Origin of the sequence: Sphingomonas sp. S6 (assembly GCF_043498045.1) — a bacterium.
Classification (GTDB): domain Bacteria; phylum Pseudomonadota; class Alphaproteobacteria; order Sphingomonadales; family Sphingomonadaceae; genus Sphingomonas.
Genome location: NZ_JBIEOE010000019.1, coordinates 35822 through 48643 on the forward strand (window position 1 = coordinate 35822; position 12822 = coordinate 48643).

At 65.3% G+C, this 12822-nt stretch carries 17 protein-coding genes; 14 read left to right on the forward strand and 3 right to left on the reverse strand.

Annotation, left to right across the window (positions count from 1 at the left end):
* Window positions 1-7: 7 nt before the first annotated feature.
* Complete coding sequence (locus ACGVWT_RS17305; RefSeq protein ID WP_241889972.1) at window positions 8-685, forward strand: response regulator transcription factor; 678 nt, start codon at window positions 8-10, stop codon at window positions 683-685.
* Window positions 686-687: 2 nt separating this feature from the next.
* On the forward strand, window positions 688-2019 hold the full coding sequence (locus tag ACGVWT_RS17310; RefSeq protein WP_285139024.1) for a HAMP domain-containing sensor histidine kinase: 1332 nt from the start codon (window positions 688-690) through the stop codon (window positions 2017-2019).
* A 150-nt stretch (window positions 2020-2169) separates the two neighbouring features.
* Here ACGVWT_RS17310 and ACGVWT_RS17315 read toward each other — a convergent pair whose 3' ends face one another.
* From ACGVWT_RS17315 to ACGVWT_RS17325, 3 genes are read right to left on the reverse strand one after another with little or no spacing between them, the layout of a single operon-like run.
* Window positions 2170-2715 carry a DsrE family protein gene (locus ACGVWT_RS17315; RefSeq protein WP_101750168.1) on the reverse strand — a complete coding sequence of 182 codons (546 nt, stop codon included), beginning with the start codon at window positions 2713-2715 and terminating at the stop codon, window positions 2170-2172.
* Between the two features lie 28 nt (window positions 2716-2743).
* A complete protein-coding gene (locus ACGVWT_RS17320; protein ID WP_018251191.1) occupies window positions 2744-3154 on the reverse strand; it encodes a metalloregulator ArsR/SmtB family transcription factor in 411 nt (136 codons plus the stop codon).
* Window positions 3151-3774, reverse strand: coding sequence for a peroxiredoxin (locus ACGVWT_RS17325; RefSeq protein ID WP_018251192.1), 624 nt, complete (start codon window positions 3772-3774; stop codon window positions 3151-3153). The genes ACGVWT_RS17320 and ACGVWT_RS17325 overlap by 4 nt, the downstream gene beginning before the upstream one ends.
* A gap of 84 nt (window positions 3775-3858) precedes the next feature.
* On the opposite strand from ACGVWT_RS17325, the gene ACGVWT_RS17330 reads away from it, so the two are divergent.
* From ACGVWT_RS17330 to ACGVWT_RS17385, 12 genes are all read left to right on the forward strand, one after another.
* Complete coding sequence (locus ACGVWT_RS17330; protein ID WP_380773692.1) at window positions 3859-4776, forward strand: MBL fold metallo-hydrolase; 918 nt, start codon at window positions 3859-3861, stop codon at window positions 4774-4776.
* Window positions 4776-5213, forward strand: coding sequence for a YeeE/YedE family protein (locus ACGVWT_RS17335; RefSeq protein WP_170172224.1), 438 nt, complete (start codon window positions 4776-4778; stop codon window positions 5211-5213). The genes ACGVWT_RS17330 and ACGVWT_RS17335 overlap by 1 nt, the downstream gene beginning before the upstream one ends.
* Complete coding sequence (locus ACGVWT_RS17340; RefSeq protein WP_394427510.1) at window positions 5213-5638, forward strand: DUF6691 family protein; 426 nt, start codon at window positions 5213-5215, stop codon at window positions 5636-5638. Before ACGVWT_RS17335 ends, ACGVWT_RS17340 begins: the two co-directional genes overlap by 1 nt.
* An 18-nt stretch (window positions 5639-5656) precedes the next feature.
* Window positions 5657-6091, forward strand: coding sequence for a TIGR01244 family sulfur transferase (locus ACGVWT_RS17345; protein WP_018251196.1), 435 nt, complete (start codon window positions 5657-5659; stop codon window positions 6089-6091).
* Window positions 6088-7320 (forward strand): FAD/NAD(P)-binding oxidoreductase, encoded by a 1233-nt coding sequence (locus ACGVWT_RS17350; protein ID WP_018251197.1) that lies wholly within the window; start codon window positions 6088-6090, stop codon window positions 7318-7320. The genes ACGVWT_RS17345 and ACGVWT_RS17350 overlap by 4 nt, the downstream gene beginning before the upstream one ends.
* The gene (locus ACGVWT_RS17355; protein ID WP_018251198.1) at window positions 7317-8099 is read left to right on the forward strand and encodes a sulfite exporter TauE/SafE family protein; all 783 of its coding nucleotides are present in this window, start codon (window positions 7317-7319) and stop codon (window positions 8097-8099) included. Before ACGVWT_RS17350 ends, ACGVWT_RS17355 begins: the two co-directional genes overlap by 4 nt.
* Window positions 8099-8908 carry a TlpA family protein disulfide reductase gene (locus ACGVWT_RS17360; protein WP_018251199.1) on the forward strand — a complete coding sequence of 270 codons (810 nt, stop codon included), beginning with the start codon at window positions 8099-8101 and terminating at the stop codon, window positions 8906-8908. The genes ACGVWT_RS17355 and ACGVWT_RS17360 overlap by 1 nt, the downstream gene beginning before the upstream one ends.
* Complete coding sequence (locus tag ACGVWT_RS17365) at window positions 8905-9531, forward strand: DsbA family protein (RefSeq protein ID WP_394427501.1); 627 nt, start codon at window positions 8905-8907, stop codon at window positions 9529-9531. Before ACGVWT_RS17360 ends, ACGVWT_RS17365 begins: the two co-directional genes overlap by 4 nt.
* Before the next feature lie 2 nt (window positions 9532-9533).
* Entirely contained in the window at window positions 9534-10175 is a 642-nt protein-coding gene (locus ACGVWT_RS17370; protein WP_026189135.1) for a DsbA family protein, read from the forward strand.
* A gap of 21 nt (window positions 10176-10196) precedes the next feature.
* Window positions 10197-11084: an MBL fold metallo-hydrolase gene (locus ACGVWT_RS17375; RefSeq protein ID WP_018251202.1), complete on the forward strand. Its 888-nt coding sequence runs from the start codon at window positions 10197-10199 to the stop codon at window positions 11082-11084.
* Entirely contained in the window at window positions 11081-12037 is a 957-nt protein-coding gene (locus ACGVWT_RS17380) for a c-type cytochrome (protein ID WP_394427506.1), read from the forward strand. Before ACGVWT_RS17375 ends, ACGVWT_RS17380 begins: the two co-directional genes overlap by 4 nt.
* 159 nt (window positions 12038-12196) lie before the next feature.
* On the forward strand, window positions 12197-12649 hold the full coding sequence (locus tag ACGVWT_RS17385) for a hypothetical protein (protein WP_043060763.1): 453 nt from the start codon (window positions 12197-12199) through the stop codon (window positions 12647-12649).
* The last annotated feature ends 173 nt before the right edge of the window (window positions 12650-12822 follow it).

Genomic DNA, 12822 nt, shown 5'->3' on the forward strand with positions numbered 1-12822 from the left:
TCGGGCAATGCGGATATTGATCGTCGAGGATGATGCCGACACCCGCGCCTTCGTGGCGCAGGGGCTGGGTCAGGCCGGGCACCAGGTCGCGGTCAGCGCGGACGGCCGGGACGGCCTGTTCCAAGCGACCGGGGGCGGGTTCGACGCGATCGTGGTCGACCGGATGCTGCCCGGCCTCGACGGCCTCGCCCTGGTCCGGGCGCTGCGCGCGGCCGGCGACGCGACGCCGGTCCTGATGCTGACCGCGGTCGGCGGGATCGCGGACCGGGTGGAGGGGCTGGAAGGCGGCGCCGACGACTATCTGGTCAAGCCCTTCGCCTTTTCCGAGTTGGCCGCGCGCCTCAATGCGCTGGCGCGCCGGCCGGTACCGCGCGGCGACGATGCCCACCTGCTCCGGGTCGGCGACATTGTGCTCGACCTGCATCGTCGCACGGTGGAACGGGCCGGACGGCGCGTGACCCTGCAACCGCGCGAGTTCGCGCTGCTCGCCGAGCTGATGCGCAACCCGCGCCGGGTGATGACTCGGACCATGCTGCTCGAACGCGTGTGGGACTTCGATTTCGATCCGAAGACCAATATCGTCGAGACGCATCTGAGCCGACTGCGCTCCAAGCTCAACGCCGGGTTTGACGTGGACGCGATCGAGACGGTGCGCGGGGCGGGCTACATGATCCGGGACGCGTGACGATGATCCGCCGCCTGTGGCGCTCTACCTTCGGCATCGTCGTGCTGGTCGCGCTGGCCTTCGCCGCGGCGACGCTCGCGATCGGCGCGGTCGCCTATGAGGTGACGCACGAGGCGCTGGAGGAACAGCTAGACCACCGCGTCGCGGTGGAAACGCGCGCGCTCGTTGCCGAGGCGAGCGAAGCGGGACTGGCGGGGGTCGCCGAGGCGATCCGTCTGCGCGAGGAAACGCGGAACGAAGCGAGTCTCGACTATCTGCTGGTCGACCGCAACGGGCGGACGGTCGCCGCCACCATCGCCCCGCTTGCGCCGCCCGAACCCGGCTACCAGGAGCATTTCGGCTTTCGCCGCGGCGATATCACCGGCGTCGGCCAGGCGCTCGCCACGCCCTTGGCCGGTGGGCTTCTCGTCGTCGTCGCCGATCGTCGCGACCTGGACGCGATCGACAGCACGCTGGCGGCGCTGTTCGCCGGAGCGCTGGGCGCGGTGCTGGCGCTCGGGATCGGCGCGGCGATACTGGTCGGATGGCTGACGCGGCGCCGCCTGTCTCACATCGATGCCACGGCGCAGGCAATCATCGCCGGCGATCTGACGCAGCGGGTGCCGCGCGACGGGTCCGACAGCGAGTTCGATCGCCTTGCCGCGACGCTCAATCGGATGCTCGACCGTATGGCGGCGCTGATGGACAATCTGCGGCAGGTGTCGACCGACGTCGCGCACGATCTACGCACGCCGCTCACCCGCCTGTGCAACCAGCTCGATCGCGCCGCGGCCGGTGACCCAGGCGCGATCGATTCCGCCCGGCGGCAAGCCGACGACTTGCTGGAGATCTTCGCGGCGCTGCTCCGCATAGCTGAGGTCGAGGGGCTGGCTGAACGTCGAGCGTTGGGAACGGTCGATCTGTCGGCGCTGCTGGAGGACATGGCCGAAACCTATCGCCCCGACTTCGAGGCTGCCGGCCATGCCCTGACAGTCGACATCGTGCGCGGGCTGCATATCGAGGGCGACCGCCGCCTGCTCGCACAGGCATTGTCGAACCTGCTGGAGAACACGTTGCGGCACACGCCGGCAGGCACGGCCGCGATGCTCTCCGCCAGGTTGTTGCAGGATGGGATCGAGGTGACACTGGAGGATGACGGTCCGGGTGTTTCTCCCGCCGACGCCGGACGACTGTTTCAGCGGTTCGCTCGTACGGAGGTGTCGCGCACCACCGATGGACACGGCCTTGGCCTGGCGCTGGTTCGCGCCGTGGCTATTGGGCATGGTGGCGATGCTGCCCTTACGCGACCCGAGAGCGGTTTCGGCGTTACATTGAGACTGCCCGTCAAAGTTTGAAGGCGGATCAATGTGAGACCCCTCAGAATGCCAGTTGCGGCAGTTCTTGAGGTGGCGTTCAGCGTCCGCCGGAAATTTTCAACAGCCACGGACGGTTGTGACACCGGCCGCGTTACGGACTGGAATGATAAAACAGGAAGTTCGGTACGATCAGTCAGGGATCAGCGCCCAACCACGTATCTGCAATGTCGCCATTGTGGTGAGAGCCGAGACATCGACTTCGATAGCCTTATCGACCGTGACCGGAGCGATCCCATTCCCGACTAAAGCCTGGCTGCACACTCGAACGGACACGCCTGCCCGCCTTAGCGCCGCTATCAAGGCAAGATTGGGGTTCGTCGTGGCACCGGTTTTCGTCGCATATGCCTCATCATCGGCAATAATCGGTGTCGCCGGCCCGTGGACGATCACGATCACATCTCCCTGTGCCGGCCGCACGCCGTCCGCCCCGAGCAGGTTCAGGAAGCGTGCGACCTTCTCCAGCGAGGGATTGACCTTGTCGGGAGATGACGCCGCCTTCGTCACACTGAACAGCACACGATATCGCAGCGAGTGGTCCGGCCGCTCAACCGCGCCTTCTACCGGCGTGATCCTGCCATAGCCGGCAATCACGGGTTGTTGCGCGGTGACGCCTGCTGACCCGGCACTGCTCATGACGGCCAAGCATCCTGCAACTGCGATAGCGGGAAGCCGCATCTGGTTTGTCCTTTCGAAACCGGAATGATTATCCGACCCTCGCAAATACGGCTGCGCCTATATTTTGCGGCCGCGTGGCAGCCGACGCCCCGCGCGCTCGCGACGGTCGGGAAGCGGGCGCTGCCTCATGCACGGCTAGATCATCGGCGCCGAATATCGCCTCGAGCGTGCGCACGCACATTGCGGCTGCGTCATCGGCGAGCCGGTAATGGACCTGCTTTGCCTCGCGTCTCGTCTTCACCAGCTCGGCGCGGCGCAGCTCGGCAAGCTGCTGGCTGAGGGCCGGCTGGGTCACGCCGGTCGCAGCCTCTATGTCCGCAACCTGCCGCTCACCGCCCAGCAGATAGGACAGGATCATGAGGCGCTGGGGTTGAGCGAACACGCGCAGCTTTTCGACCGCCGCATCGGCGATCGCGCGGGATTGATGGATCGCCGTCATCGATCGGCCTTCAACTGATGAAACCAGTCGGCACCGGCGCTGCACGGCAAGGCGGGCGGGAGCAGGACGTCGTCACCCGGCTGCCAGTCGGCCGGCGTATAGGCCTGCCCATCGGCCGATCGCTGCAATGCCCTCACCGTGCGGAGCATCTCGTCGACCGATCGCCCGACGTTCATCGGATACCAGTTGAGCGCACGGATGATGCCCTCAGGATCGATGAAATAGGTCGCGCGCACGGCCGAGGCGTCGCCGGCCTGTTCGTCAAGCATGCCATAGGCGTAACCCACCGCCATCGACGGGTCTTCCACGACCGGGAACGGCACCTCTACACCGAAGACATCCTTGATCGCGCGCAACCAGGCGACATGCGAATACAGGCTGTCAACCGACAGCCCGAGCAAGGCGCAGTCGAGCTCCTCGAATTGCGGTGCGGCCTTCGCCAGGGCCACGAACTCGCTGGTGCAGACCGGCGTGAAATCAGCCGGGTGCGAAAAGAACACGACCCAACGACCACGATACTGATCGAGCGACATCGCGCCCTGCGTCGTGCGGGCGGTGAAATTCGGGGCCGCGTCCCCGATGCGCAACGAGCGCGGTACGTCTGCATCCATCGTTTCCATGCTTTTCAGATGGCACGGGCAGCCCGTTGACGCAAGCGGATTACACAACTACATAAACCATGAAATCAATAATTGGAGGCGATCGTGGAATCGGCGTTGAATGAGGCAGTTGCGCAGATTGAACGTGCGAAGGCGGCGGTATCGCCGGTCGTTCACTCGTTCTTCGACGAGCCGACCAACACCGCGACCTACGTCGTCTGGGACCCCGCCACGCGAAAGGCGGCGATCGTTGACAGTGTCCTGAACTTCGACGCTGCGGCCGGTCGCACCAATACGGCGTCGGCGGATGCGGTAATCGCTTATGTGCGGGAGCACGGCCTTTCGGTCGACTGGCTGCTCGAAACCCATGCTCATGCCGACCACCTGTCTGCGGCGCCCTATCTGCAAAAGGCGCTGGGCGGTCAGCTCGCGATCGGCCGCGACATCATTCGCGTGCAGAACGTCTTCGGCAAGATTTTCAACGCCGGCACCGACTTCGAACGGGACGGCTCCGAGTTCGACCACCTGTTCGACGATGGCGACCGTTTTACGATCGGCGACATCGAGGCCATCGCGCTGCATGTGCCGGGGCACACCCCCGCCGATATGGCCTATGTCATCGGCGACGCAGTCTTCACCGGCGATACCCTGTTCATGCCGGACTACGGCACCGCACGCGCAGACTTCCCCGGTGGTGATGCGCGCCAGCTATTCCGCTCGATCCGTCGACTGATGCAGTTGCCCGACGAGACGCGGCTGTTCCTGTGCCACGACTACAAGGCTGCGGGGCGCGACCGGTATGTCTGGGAGACGACCGTGGGCGCGCAGCGCGTCGGCAACGTCCACGTTCATGAGGGGGTGGACGAAGACAACTTCGTCGCGATGCGCACCAGTCGGGACGCCACCTTGTCGATGCCCAAGCTCATCCTGCCATCGGTGCAGGTCAATATGCGCGGCGGCCATCTGCCGGAGCCGGAAGTCAACGGCACCCGCTACCTCAAGATTCCACTGGATACGCTGTGATGCCCGGATTTCCCCATGCCATGCCGCTTGCCGGCTTCATCGGCGGCCTGATGATCGGGTTCGCTGCGGCGATCATGTTGCTGGGCAACGGCCGCATCGCCGGGGTCAGCGGCATGTTCGCGCGTGTCCTCGCTCTCTCTGAAGGGGGAGCGCCTTGGATGATGGCCTTGCTTTTCACGGCGGGGCTGCCCCTGGGCGCGGCGCTGACCGCAGCCAATGTGAATGTGGAAGCTCGCTTCCCGACGTCGCTCGGGCTGATCGCCGTCGCCGGGCTGATCGTCGGGATCGGGACGCGGCTCGGCGCGGGGTGCACCAGCGGTCACGGCGTCTGCGGCCTGTCGCGCCTGTCGCCGCGGTCCATCGTCGCGACCGGCACGTTCATGGCGACCGGCATCGCCACCGTGACCCTCATGCGTCTCGCGGGAGTGGTATCGTGATGCGCCAGAGCCTTCTTTCGCTCGTCAGCGGCACGCTGTTCGGCGCCGGCCTCGCCGTGTCCGGCATGATCGATCCTGCGCGGGTACGGGCGTTTCTCGACGCCGCCGGTGCCTGGGACCCGACCCTGGCATTCGTCATGGCGGGAGCGATCCTGCCGATGGCGATAGCCTGGCTCATCGTGCGTGGACGCTCTACGCCGATCGTCGCGGAGCAATTCCATACGCCGGCCACGTCGCCGATCGACGCGCGCCTCCTCGGCGGTGCCGCCCTGTTCGGCATAGGCTGGGGCCTTGTCGGCCTGTGCCCCGGCCCCGCCATCGCCGCGCTCGCGATCCAGCCTGCCCCCGCGCTGCTCTTCACCGCTGCAATGGCGCTCGGCGCAGCCATCCACCGCTTCGCACTCATCCCACGCCGTTCGGCGTGACCGGACAGGAGACATTACATGGCCTTCAAGAAGATCACACCGTCCTTCTCGGCTGCTCCCCAGCTCACCCGGGATGATGTCGCTGCCGCCGCACAGGCGGGGTTTCGCTCGATCGTTTCGAGCCGGCCAAATGGCGAGGAGCAGGGACAGCCGAGCGCACACGAGATGGCCCGGATCGCCGAAGAACACGGCCTTGCGTTCGCCCATGTCCCGATCGTGCCGGGCAAGGCGACCGATGCCGATGCGGACCGGATGAAGGAAGCGCTGACTGCGCTGCCGGGACCGACGCTCGGCTTCTGCCGAAGCGGCACGCGGGCGGCTACCCTATGGGCGCTGGCGGAGGCGAGTCATGCCGATCCCGAAACGATCGTCGGTCAGGCCAAGGCAGCCGGGTACGACCTGGCCGATCTGAAGCCGGCGCTCGCTCGCCGGTCCGAAAGAACCGGCAAATGACCTACGACATCGTCATCATCGGAGGCGGAGCTGCGGGCATCGCAACCGCCGCCAGCATCCTGAAACGTAACGCCAAGGTGTCGATCGCGGTCGTCGATGCGGCCCGGGACCATTATTACCAGCCCGGTTGGACGTTAGTCGGGGCAGGCGTTTTCACCCCCGAACAGACCCGCAAGGCCGAAGCCGATGTCATGCCCAAGGGCGTCGAATGGATCCGGCTGCCGGCGATCACCATCGACCCCGAGCGTCAGGCGATCACCCTGGGCGACGGGGATACGATCGCCTATCGTGTCCTGATCGTCGCCCCCGGCCTGCGTTTGGCGTGGGAGAAGATCGCGGGGCTTACCGAAGCGTTGGGCCGCAACGGGGTCACGTCCAACTACCGCTACGATCTGGCGCCCTACACCTACCAGCTTGTCCAGGAATTGCAGCGGGGACGCGCGCTGTTCTCGCAACCGCCGATGCCGATCAAGTGCGCCGGCGCGCCTCAAAAGGCGATGTACCTGTCCTGCGACATCTGGCGCGAACGCGGTGTTCTCCCCGCGATCGACGTCGAATTTCACAACGCCGGTGCGGCGCTGTTCGGCGTCGCGACCTATGTCCCTGCGCTGATGGAATATGTCGAGAAGTATAGGATCAACCTCAAGCTCGAATCCAACCTCGTCGCGGTCGACGCCGATCGGCGTATTGCCACCTTCGAGCGCAAGCAGAACGGTGTCAGCGAGCGGATCGAGCGCGGGTTCGACATGCTCCACGTCGTGCCGCCGCAGGTGTCGCATGACGTCGTTGCCAAAAGTTCGCTCGCGGCGGCAAACGGCTTCGTCGAGGTCGATGAGGCGACGCTGCGCCACAAGCGATACGACAACGTCTTTGCCTTGGGCGATGCTGCGGGGACGAGCAATGCGAAGACGGCTGCGGCAGCCCGCAAGCAGGCACCCGTGGTGGCGGTCAACGCGCTCGCCGCACTCGAAGGCAAGCCTCCTGTTGTCGACTATGACGGCTATGGGTCGTGCCCGCTCACCGTCGAGCGCGGCAAGATCGTCCTCGCCGAGTTCGGCTATGGTGGAAAACTGCTCCCCAGCTTTCCGTCGTGGCTGCTGAACGGCACGCGCCCGACGCGCGCTGCCTGGTTCCTGAAGGAGCGGATGCTGCCCCCGATTTACTGGCAAGGCATGCTGAAAGGCCATGAATGGATGGCGGCTCCGCATAAGATCGGCAAAGCGGCATGACCCTCGAACCGATCCAGTATCTGCTGGGTGCGTTATCCGGCAGCCTGGTGGGCTTTACCCTCGGGCTTGTCGGCGGGGGCGGCTCGATCCTCGCCGTCCCACTCATGGTCTATCTGGTGCGCGTGCCCGACGCCCATCTCGCCATCGGCACGAGCGCGTTCGCCGTCGCGGCTAACGCCGCCACGGGGCTGATCGGCCATGCAAGGGCGCATAACGTCAAATGGCGCTGTGGCGGCATGTATGCGACCGCCGGCGTCATCGGCGCCCTGTTCGGCTCTACCGCGGGCAAGGCCGTCGACGGCGGCAAGCTCCTGTTCCTGTTCGCACTGGTCATGGTCGTCGTCGGCGTCCTGATGCTGCGCGGGCGCGGTGACACGGGCAACCCGGGGGCGGAGTGCAACCGGGAAAAGGCGCCGAAGGTGCTGGGCTACGGCCTCGGCACCGGTCTGTTCTCGGGCTTCTTCGGCATCGGCGGGGGCTTTCTGATCGTCCCCGGCCTGATCGGATCGACGGGCATGCCGATCCTGAACGCCGTCGGCACGTCATTGATCGCCGTCACCGCGTTCGGGCTGACGACGGCCGCCAATTACGCATTTTCGGGTCTGGTGGACTGGCCGCTGGCTTTCGTGTTCATCGCCGGTGGAGTTGTCGGCGGCTTGATCGGCACGCGCATCGCGAAGCGCCTCGGTACGGGCGGCACGCTCACCACGGTCTTCGCCGTCCTGATCTTCGTGGTGGCGGCCTACATGCTCTGGAAAAGCGCGGCCGCGTTTCTCTGATGGCGGGTGCGATTGCCATCGGGCCGCTGATGCTGGCCGTCGATCGCGGGCTTGCCGTGCTGTGCATCGTCGTGTTCCTTGGCCTCACGACACTGGCCGGTCGGTTCCGCTTCCCTCGCGTATCGACGGTCTCCACCAGCGCCATCGTCGCTGGACTGGTCACGGCACGGATCGGTTACGTCGCAGCGCATTGGTCGAGCTACACCGGCGCTCCGCTGTCCATCCTTGCCGTGTGGCAGGGTGGCTTTTCCCCCGTTGCAGGGCTTCTGGGCGCTGCGGCGATGCTGGCGATCCGGCTTGGCCGCTCAAGCGCGCTGGCGGCAGGCTGGGGAGCGTTGGCTGTTGCGGGTGGCCTCTGGTTCTCGCTTCAGGCGCTGATCCCTCCCGTGACCTACGGCCCGTTCCCCTATCATCTCAACCTGACAACCCCGTCCGGCGCGCCGCTTCCACTCGATCGCTTCCGTGGCAGGCCCTTCGTGGTCAACCTGTGGGCGACATGGTGCGGTCCGTGTCGGCGTGAGCTGCCGATGCTCGATGCGGTTGCGTCGCGCCCTGGCGAGGTCCCGATCCTTCTTGCCGATCAGGGCGAGGCGCAAGCGATCGTCAGCGGTTTTCTCGGCCGTGAAAATATCGGAGCGCGCCATGTCGCGCTCGACCCCGATCGTGGCCTTTCTCAAGCCCTGAAGGTGGCGGGGTATCCCGCAACGGCCTTCGTTGCGGGCGACGGCACGATCGTACAGCTCCAGCTCGGTGAATTGTCACGCGCTGCGCTCGCCGATGGAATCGAATTAGCAAGGAAACACCGATGAATCGTCGCAACCTGTTGTCTCGGGGCCTCCTGGCCGCGCTTGCCTTCGCCGCGCCGATCACGCCTCTCATGGCCCAGCAGCCCGATCTGTCGCGCAAGGCGGTCGTTGACGATCCCGTGGCTCCCAAGCGCGCCGGCAGGACCTACGACGTCACGGTTGTCGAGTTTTTCGACTATAACTGCCCCTATTGCCGTCGCATGGAGCCGGTGCTGAACGCCCTGCTTCGCTCCGACCCGAAGGTACGGGTCGTGTACCGGGACTGGCCGATCTTCGGACCTGCCTCGCGTGAGGCGTCACGCGCGGCTGTCGCGAGCCAATGGCAGGGCAGGCATGCCGCCTTTCACGAGGCCCTGATGACCTCGCCGGCGCGGCTCGACAGCGCGGGCGTCAAGGCAGCGGCTGCCAAAGCCAAGGTCGACTGGCCCCGTCTGCAACGCGATTTGAAGAACCGTGGCGTCGAAATCGACGCGCTGCTTACGCGCACCGATAGCATCGCCCAGGCGATCGGTTTCAACGGAACACCAGCGCTGATCGTCGGCTCGCAGGTCGTCGCCGGTGCTGTCGATCTCCCGACGTTGCGTCGTCTCGTCGCGGAAGCGCGCAAAAAACCAGCGGCGCGCTGACCATGCCCGGGCCGCTCAATCGGAGACAGCTTGCCGGCTTGGGCGCGGTGGTCGTGGGTGGTTGGGCAGTCGGGCAGGTTCTACGGCGTACCGCCCCGATCGGGCGCGACGTCGGGCCGACCGCCGACCTGATCCTTGCCGGTAACGGCTCGCCCGAGGACGGACCTGCCGATGCTACGCTCCGGCTTGCCGTGTTCACCGACTATCGTTGCCCGGCCTGCCGTCATGGATTTTCCGCCCTGGAAGAGGCTGTGCAACGCGACGGCAAGGTGCGGGTCATCTACAAGGATTGGCCCATCTTCGGTCCGCCATCCGAACGTGCCGCAAGCGTGGCGCTCGCGTGCGCCGAACAGGGAGTTTACCCGACCGTCCATCGTGCGTTGATGACGGACAGCCGCACGATCGACGACGACGTGTTGCGGGACGTCGTGATGCGCGCTGGCGGCGATTGGCTGCGCGCGATGACCTGGCTTGCCGCCCACGCGGACGCTGTCGCAGCCCGCCTGCGGGCGAACGGACAGGAAGCCTATTCGATCGGACTGGCGGGCACCCCGGGTTATCTTGCCGGTCCCATGCTGGTGATGGGCGCGATCGACGCCAGCGATTTCCAACGGCTGTTCGCGCGTGCGCGGGAAGAAAGCTGACGATGCGAGAGGATACGAAACATGATCGAGTATAATCACAAGGGCATGACGGTTGCGTCGCTCCATGACGAGCGCACCGGCAGCTTCCAGTATGTCGTGGTCGACGAAGCCACGAAGACCGCCGCGATTATCGATCCGGTCCTCGACTTCGATCCCCGTGCCGGTGCGACCGCAACCGACAATGCCGATATGATCCTCGAATATGTCCGCGCCAAGGGACTTACTGTGGAATGGGTGCTCGATACCCATCCCCATGCCGATCACTTCTCGGCCGCGCCGTATCTCGCGGAAAAGACAGGGGGCAAAACCGCGATCGGCACCAAGGTCGTGGAGGTGCAGAAGCTCTGGCAGGACATCTACTGCCTGCCCGACCTGCCCGTCGATGGTAGCCAGTGGGATCGCCTGTTCGCCGATGGCGAGCAGTTCAGGATCGGCTCGCTCGACGCGCACGTCATGCTGTCGCCCGGCCACACGCTCGCCTCGATCACCTACGTCGTCGGCGACGCGGCGTTCGTCCACGACACGCTGATGGTGCCCGACAGCGGCACCAGTCGGGCTGACTTTCCAGGCGGCAACGCGCGCGCGCTGTGGCGCTCGATCCGGGCGATCCTCGAACTGCCGCCCAGCACCGCGACCTATGTCGGCCACGACTACGGCAAGGACGGGCGCGAAGTCTTTGGACGATCGACCGTGGCGGACCAGCGTCGTGACAACATCCATGTGCACAACGGCATCGGTGAGGCCGAGTTCGTCGCCACCCGCGAGAAGCGCGACGCAACCCTGCCGCTGCCGGACCTGATGCTTGCCGCGCTCCAGGTGAACATCCGCGGCGGTCGCCTGCCGGAGCCGGAGGCGTGCGGCACAGCGTTCCTCAAGGTGCCGCTCAACCACTTCGGCGCGGGCAAATGACCGAACCAACGCCGCCAACGCCCGGTGATGATGGCGATGCCCAGCGTATCATCTTCGCCATTACCGCCGCGCTGCTCGTCCTCGTCGTCACCTACAAGGTAGGGCAGTCTGACGCGCCCGTGCAGGCACCCGTCGAGGTAGCAGCGGACGCCGCCTTTTCGCCACCGGCGGAAAGCACCATCCCCGCCGGGCCGGACGGCGACGCGATCCGGCGCGGTCGACTGATCTTCACCGCGAGCGCGGCTCATGCCGGCCAGTACGTCGGCAACGGCCTGACGTGCAGCAACTGTCACCTCGATGCCGGGCGGAAGGCCGATGCGTCCCCGATGTGGGCGGCCTGGGTCAGCTACCCAGCTTATCGCGCGAAGAACGGCCGGGTGAACACGATGGAGGATCGCATCCGCGACTGCTTCCTCCTTTCGATGAACGCGCCCGCCTCGAAAGCCGGCGCCCCGCCGCCCTTTGGCGACGATATCTACCGCGATCTCCAGAGCTATTTCGCCTGGCTCGCGACCGGCGCGCCATCCGGCAAGCCGCTGCCCGGTCGCGGGTTCATAAAGCTCGCCACAACCCCGATCGGGCACGATCCGGTTCGCGGCGCGATTGTGTTCGCCGGCCAGTGCGCATCATGCCACGGTGCGAACGGCCAAGGGCAGGCGAACCCGGACGGCAGCTATACTATCCCGCCGCTGTGGGGAGCGCGCTCCTACAATTGGGGTGCGGGCATGACCGGGCTGGCGTCGGCTGCCGGGTTCATCAAGGCCAACATGCCTTATGGTGAGGGCAACACGCTGACGGATCAGCAGGCGTGGGATGTCGCCGCCTATGTCGATAGTCGCGAGCGACCCCGCGATCCGCGGCAGACCGGGACTGTCGAGAGCGCACGTAAGCAGTTTCACCCCAAAGGGGACTATTATGGTCAGGAGATTGACGGAAAAATGCTTGGCAGCTGATCGCTCGGCTTCCTAACCAGTGTCACAACCGAACGGTTTTGACACCATTCCTTGAGTAGCCAAGTCAGCTAATCGCTTAGTGACCTAGCCGTAATGGATAAGTTGAGTCACTGCTGTTTTCTGCTTTCGTTCTCCACGATACTGAATCATAGAATTGTTATGCCAATCGCGCGTGAACATCGCTGGCTCTACCCGATTGACTGGCGTGAACTATCTGCCTTCATCCGGTTTGGCCGCGCCAAAGGACGCTGCGAACATTGTCAGCGCCCGCATGGTCGTCATGTGCTGCATCTGGGCGATGGTGTTTGGTGGGATGAGGACATAAGCAGGTGGCGCAACGGGCAGGGCAGGTGCGTTCGCCGCCTGCCGCCGCCCGACGCCCTCTTATGCGCGCAACCTGGCTTCGTCGGCATTGATCCACCTTCACAAGTGCGGATCACGCGCGTGGTTCTTGCTAGCGCGCATCTGAACCATGATCCGAGCGATAACCGACCACGCAACCTCGCTGCACTCTGCCAGCGGTGCCACATGCGCCACGACGCCAGCGAGCATCGCCGACGTCGGTGGATCAACGCCTTCCGTATGCGTGCGATCGGCGATCTATTTGCCTGATCCGAAATCTCCTGCTGACCGCCTGGGAGCTAATCAAAGATCACTCAGGGGTCGGCTCCGGCTGAGGGCGAAATGACACTCTAAGCCGAAAGAGCATGGTTGGAGAAAGTGCGAAGCCGTTTCACGCGATGCATGCCTGATTGCAGCAGCGGTTATGAACTATCGGTCTTCCT

Excerpts from the sequence above, each read along its gene's own strand:
- ACGVWT_RS17305 (WP_241889972.1), top strand. The coding sequence starts at position 8 with ATGCGGATATTGATCGTCGAGGATGATGCCGACACCCGCGCCTTCGTG.
- ACGVWT_RS17310 (WP_285139024.1), top strand. The coding sequence starts at position 688 with ATGATCCGCCGCCTGTGGCGCTCTACCTTCGGCATCGTCGTGCTGGTC.
- ACGVWT_RS17315 (WP_101750168.1), bottom strand. The coding sequence starts at position 2,715 with ATGCGGCTTCCCGCTATCGCAGTTGCAGGATGCTTGGCCGTCATGAGC.
- ACGVWT_RS17320 (WP_018251191.1), bottom strand. The coding sequence starts at position 3,154 with ATGACGGCGATCCATCAATCCCGCGCGATCGCCGATGCGGCGGTCGAA.
- ACGVWT_RS17325 (WP_018251192.1), bottom strand. The coding sequence starts at position 3,774 with ATGGAAACGATGGATGCAGACGTACCGCGCTCGTTGCGCATCGGGGAC.
- ACGVWT_RS17335 (WP_170172224.1), top strand. The coding sequence starts at position 4,776 with ATGCCCGGATTTCCCCATGCCATGCCGCTTGCCGGCTTCATCGGCGGC.
- ACGVWT_RS17340 (WP_394427510.1), top strand. The coding sequence starts at position 5,213 with ATGCGCCAGAGCCTTCTTTCGCTCGTCAGCGGCACGCTGTTCGGCGCC.
- ACGVWT_RS17345 (WP_018251196.1), top strand. The coding sequence starts at position 5,657 with ATGGCCTTCAAGAAGATCACACCGTCCTTCTCGGCTGCTCCCCAGCTC.
- ACGVWT_RS17350 (WP_018251197.1), top strand. The coding sequence starts at position 6,088 with ATGACCTACGACATCGTCATCATCGGAGGCGGAGCTGCGGGCATCGCA.
- ACGVWT_RS17355 (WP_018251198.1), top strand. The coding sequence starts at position 7,317 with ATGACCCTCGAACCGATCCAGTATCTGCTGGGTGCGTTATCCGGCAGC.
- ACGVWT_RS17360 (WP_018251199.1), top strand. The coding sequence starts at position 8,099 with ATGGCGGGTGCGATTGCCATCGGGCCGCTGATGCTGGCCGTCGATCGC.
- ACGVWT_RS17365 (WP_394427501.1), top strand. The coding sequence starts at position 8,905 with ATGAATCGTCGCAACCTGTTGTCTCGGGGCCTCCTGGCCGCGCTTGCC.
- ACGVWT_RS17370 (WP_026189135.1), top strand. The coding sequence starts at position 9,534 with ATGCCCGGGCCGCTCAATCGGAGACAGCTTGCCGGCTTGGGCGCGGTG.
- ACGVWT_RS17375 (WP_018251202.1), top strand. The coding sequence starts at position 10,197 with ATGATCGAGTATAATCACAAGGGCATGACGGTTGCGTCGCTCCATGAC.
- ACGVWT_RS17380 (WP_394427506.1), top strand. The coding sequence starts at position 11,081 with ATGACCGAACCAACGCCGCCAACGCCCGGTGATGATGGCGATGCCCAG.
- ACGVWT_RS17385 (WP_043060763.1), top strand. The coding sequence starts at position 12,197 with ATGCCAATCGCGCGTGAACATCGCTGGCTCTACCCGATTGACTGGCGT.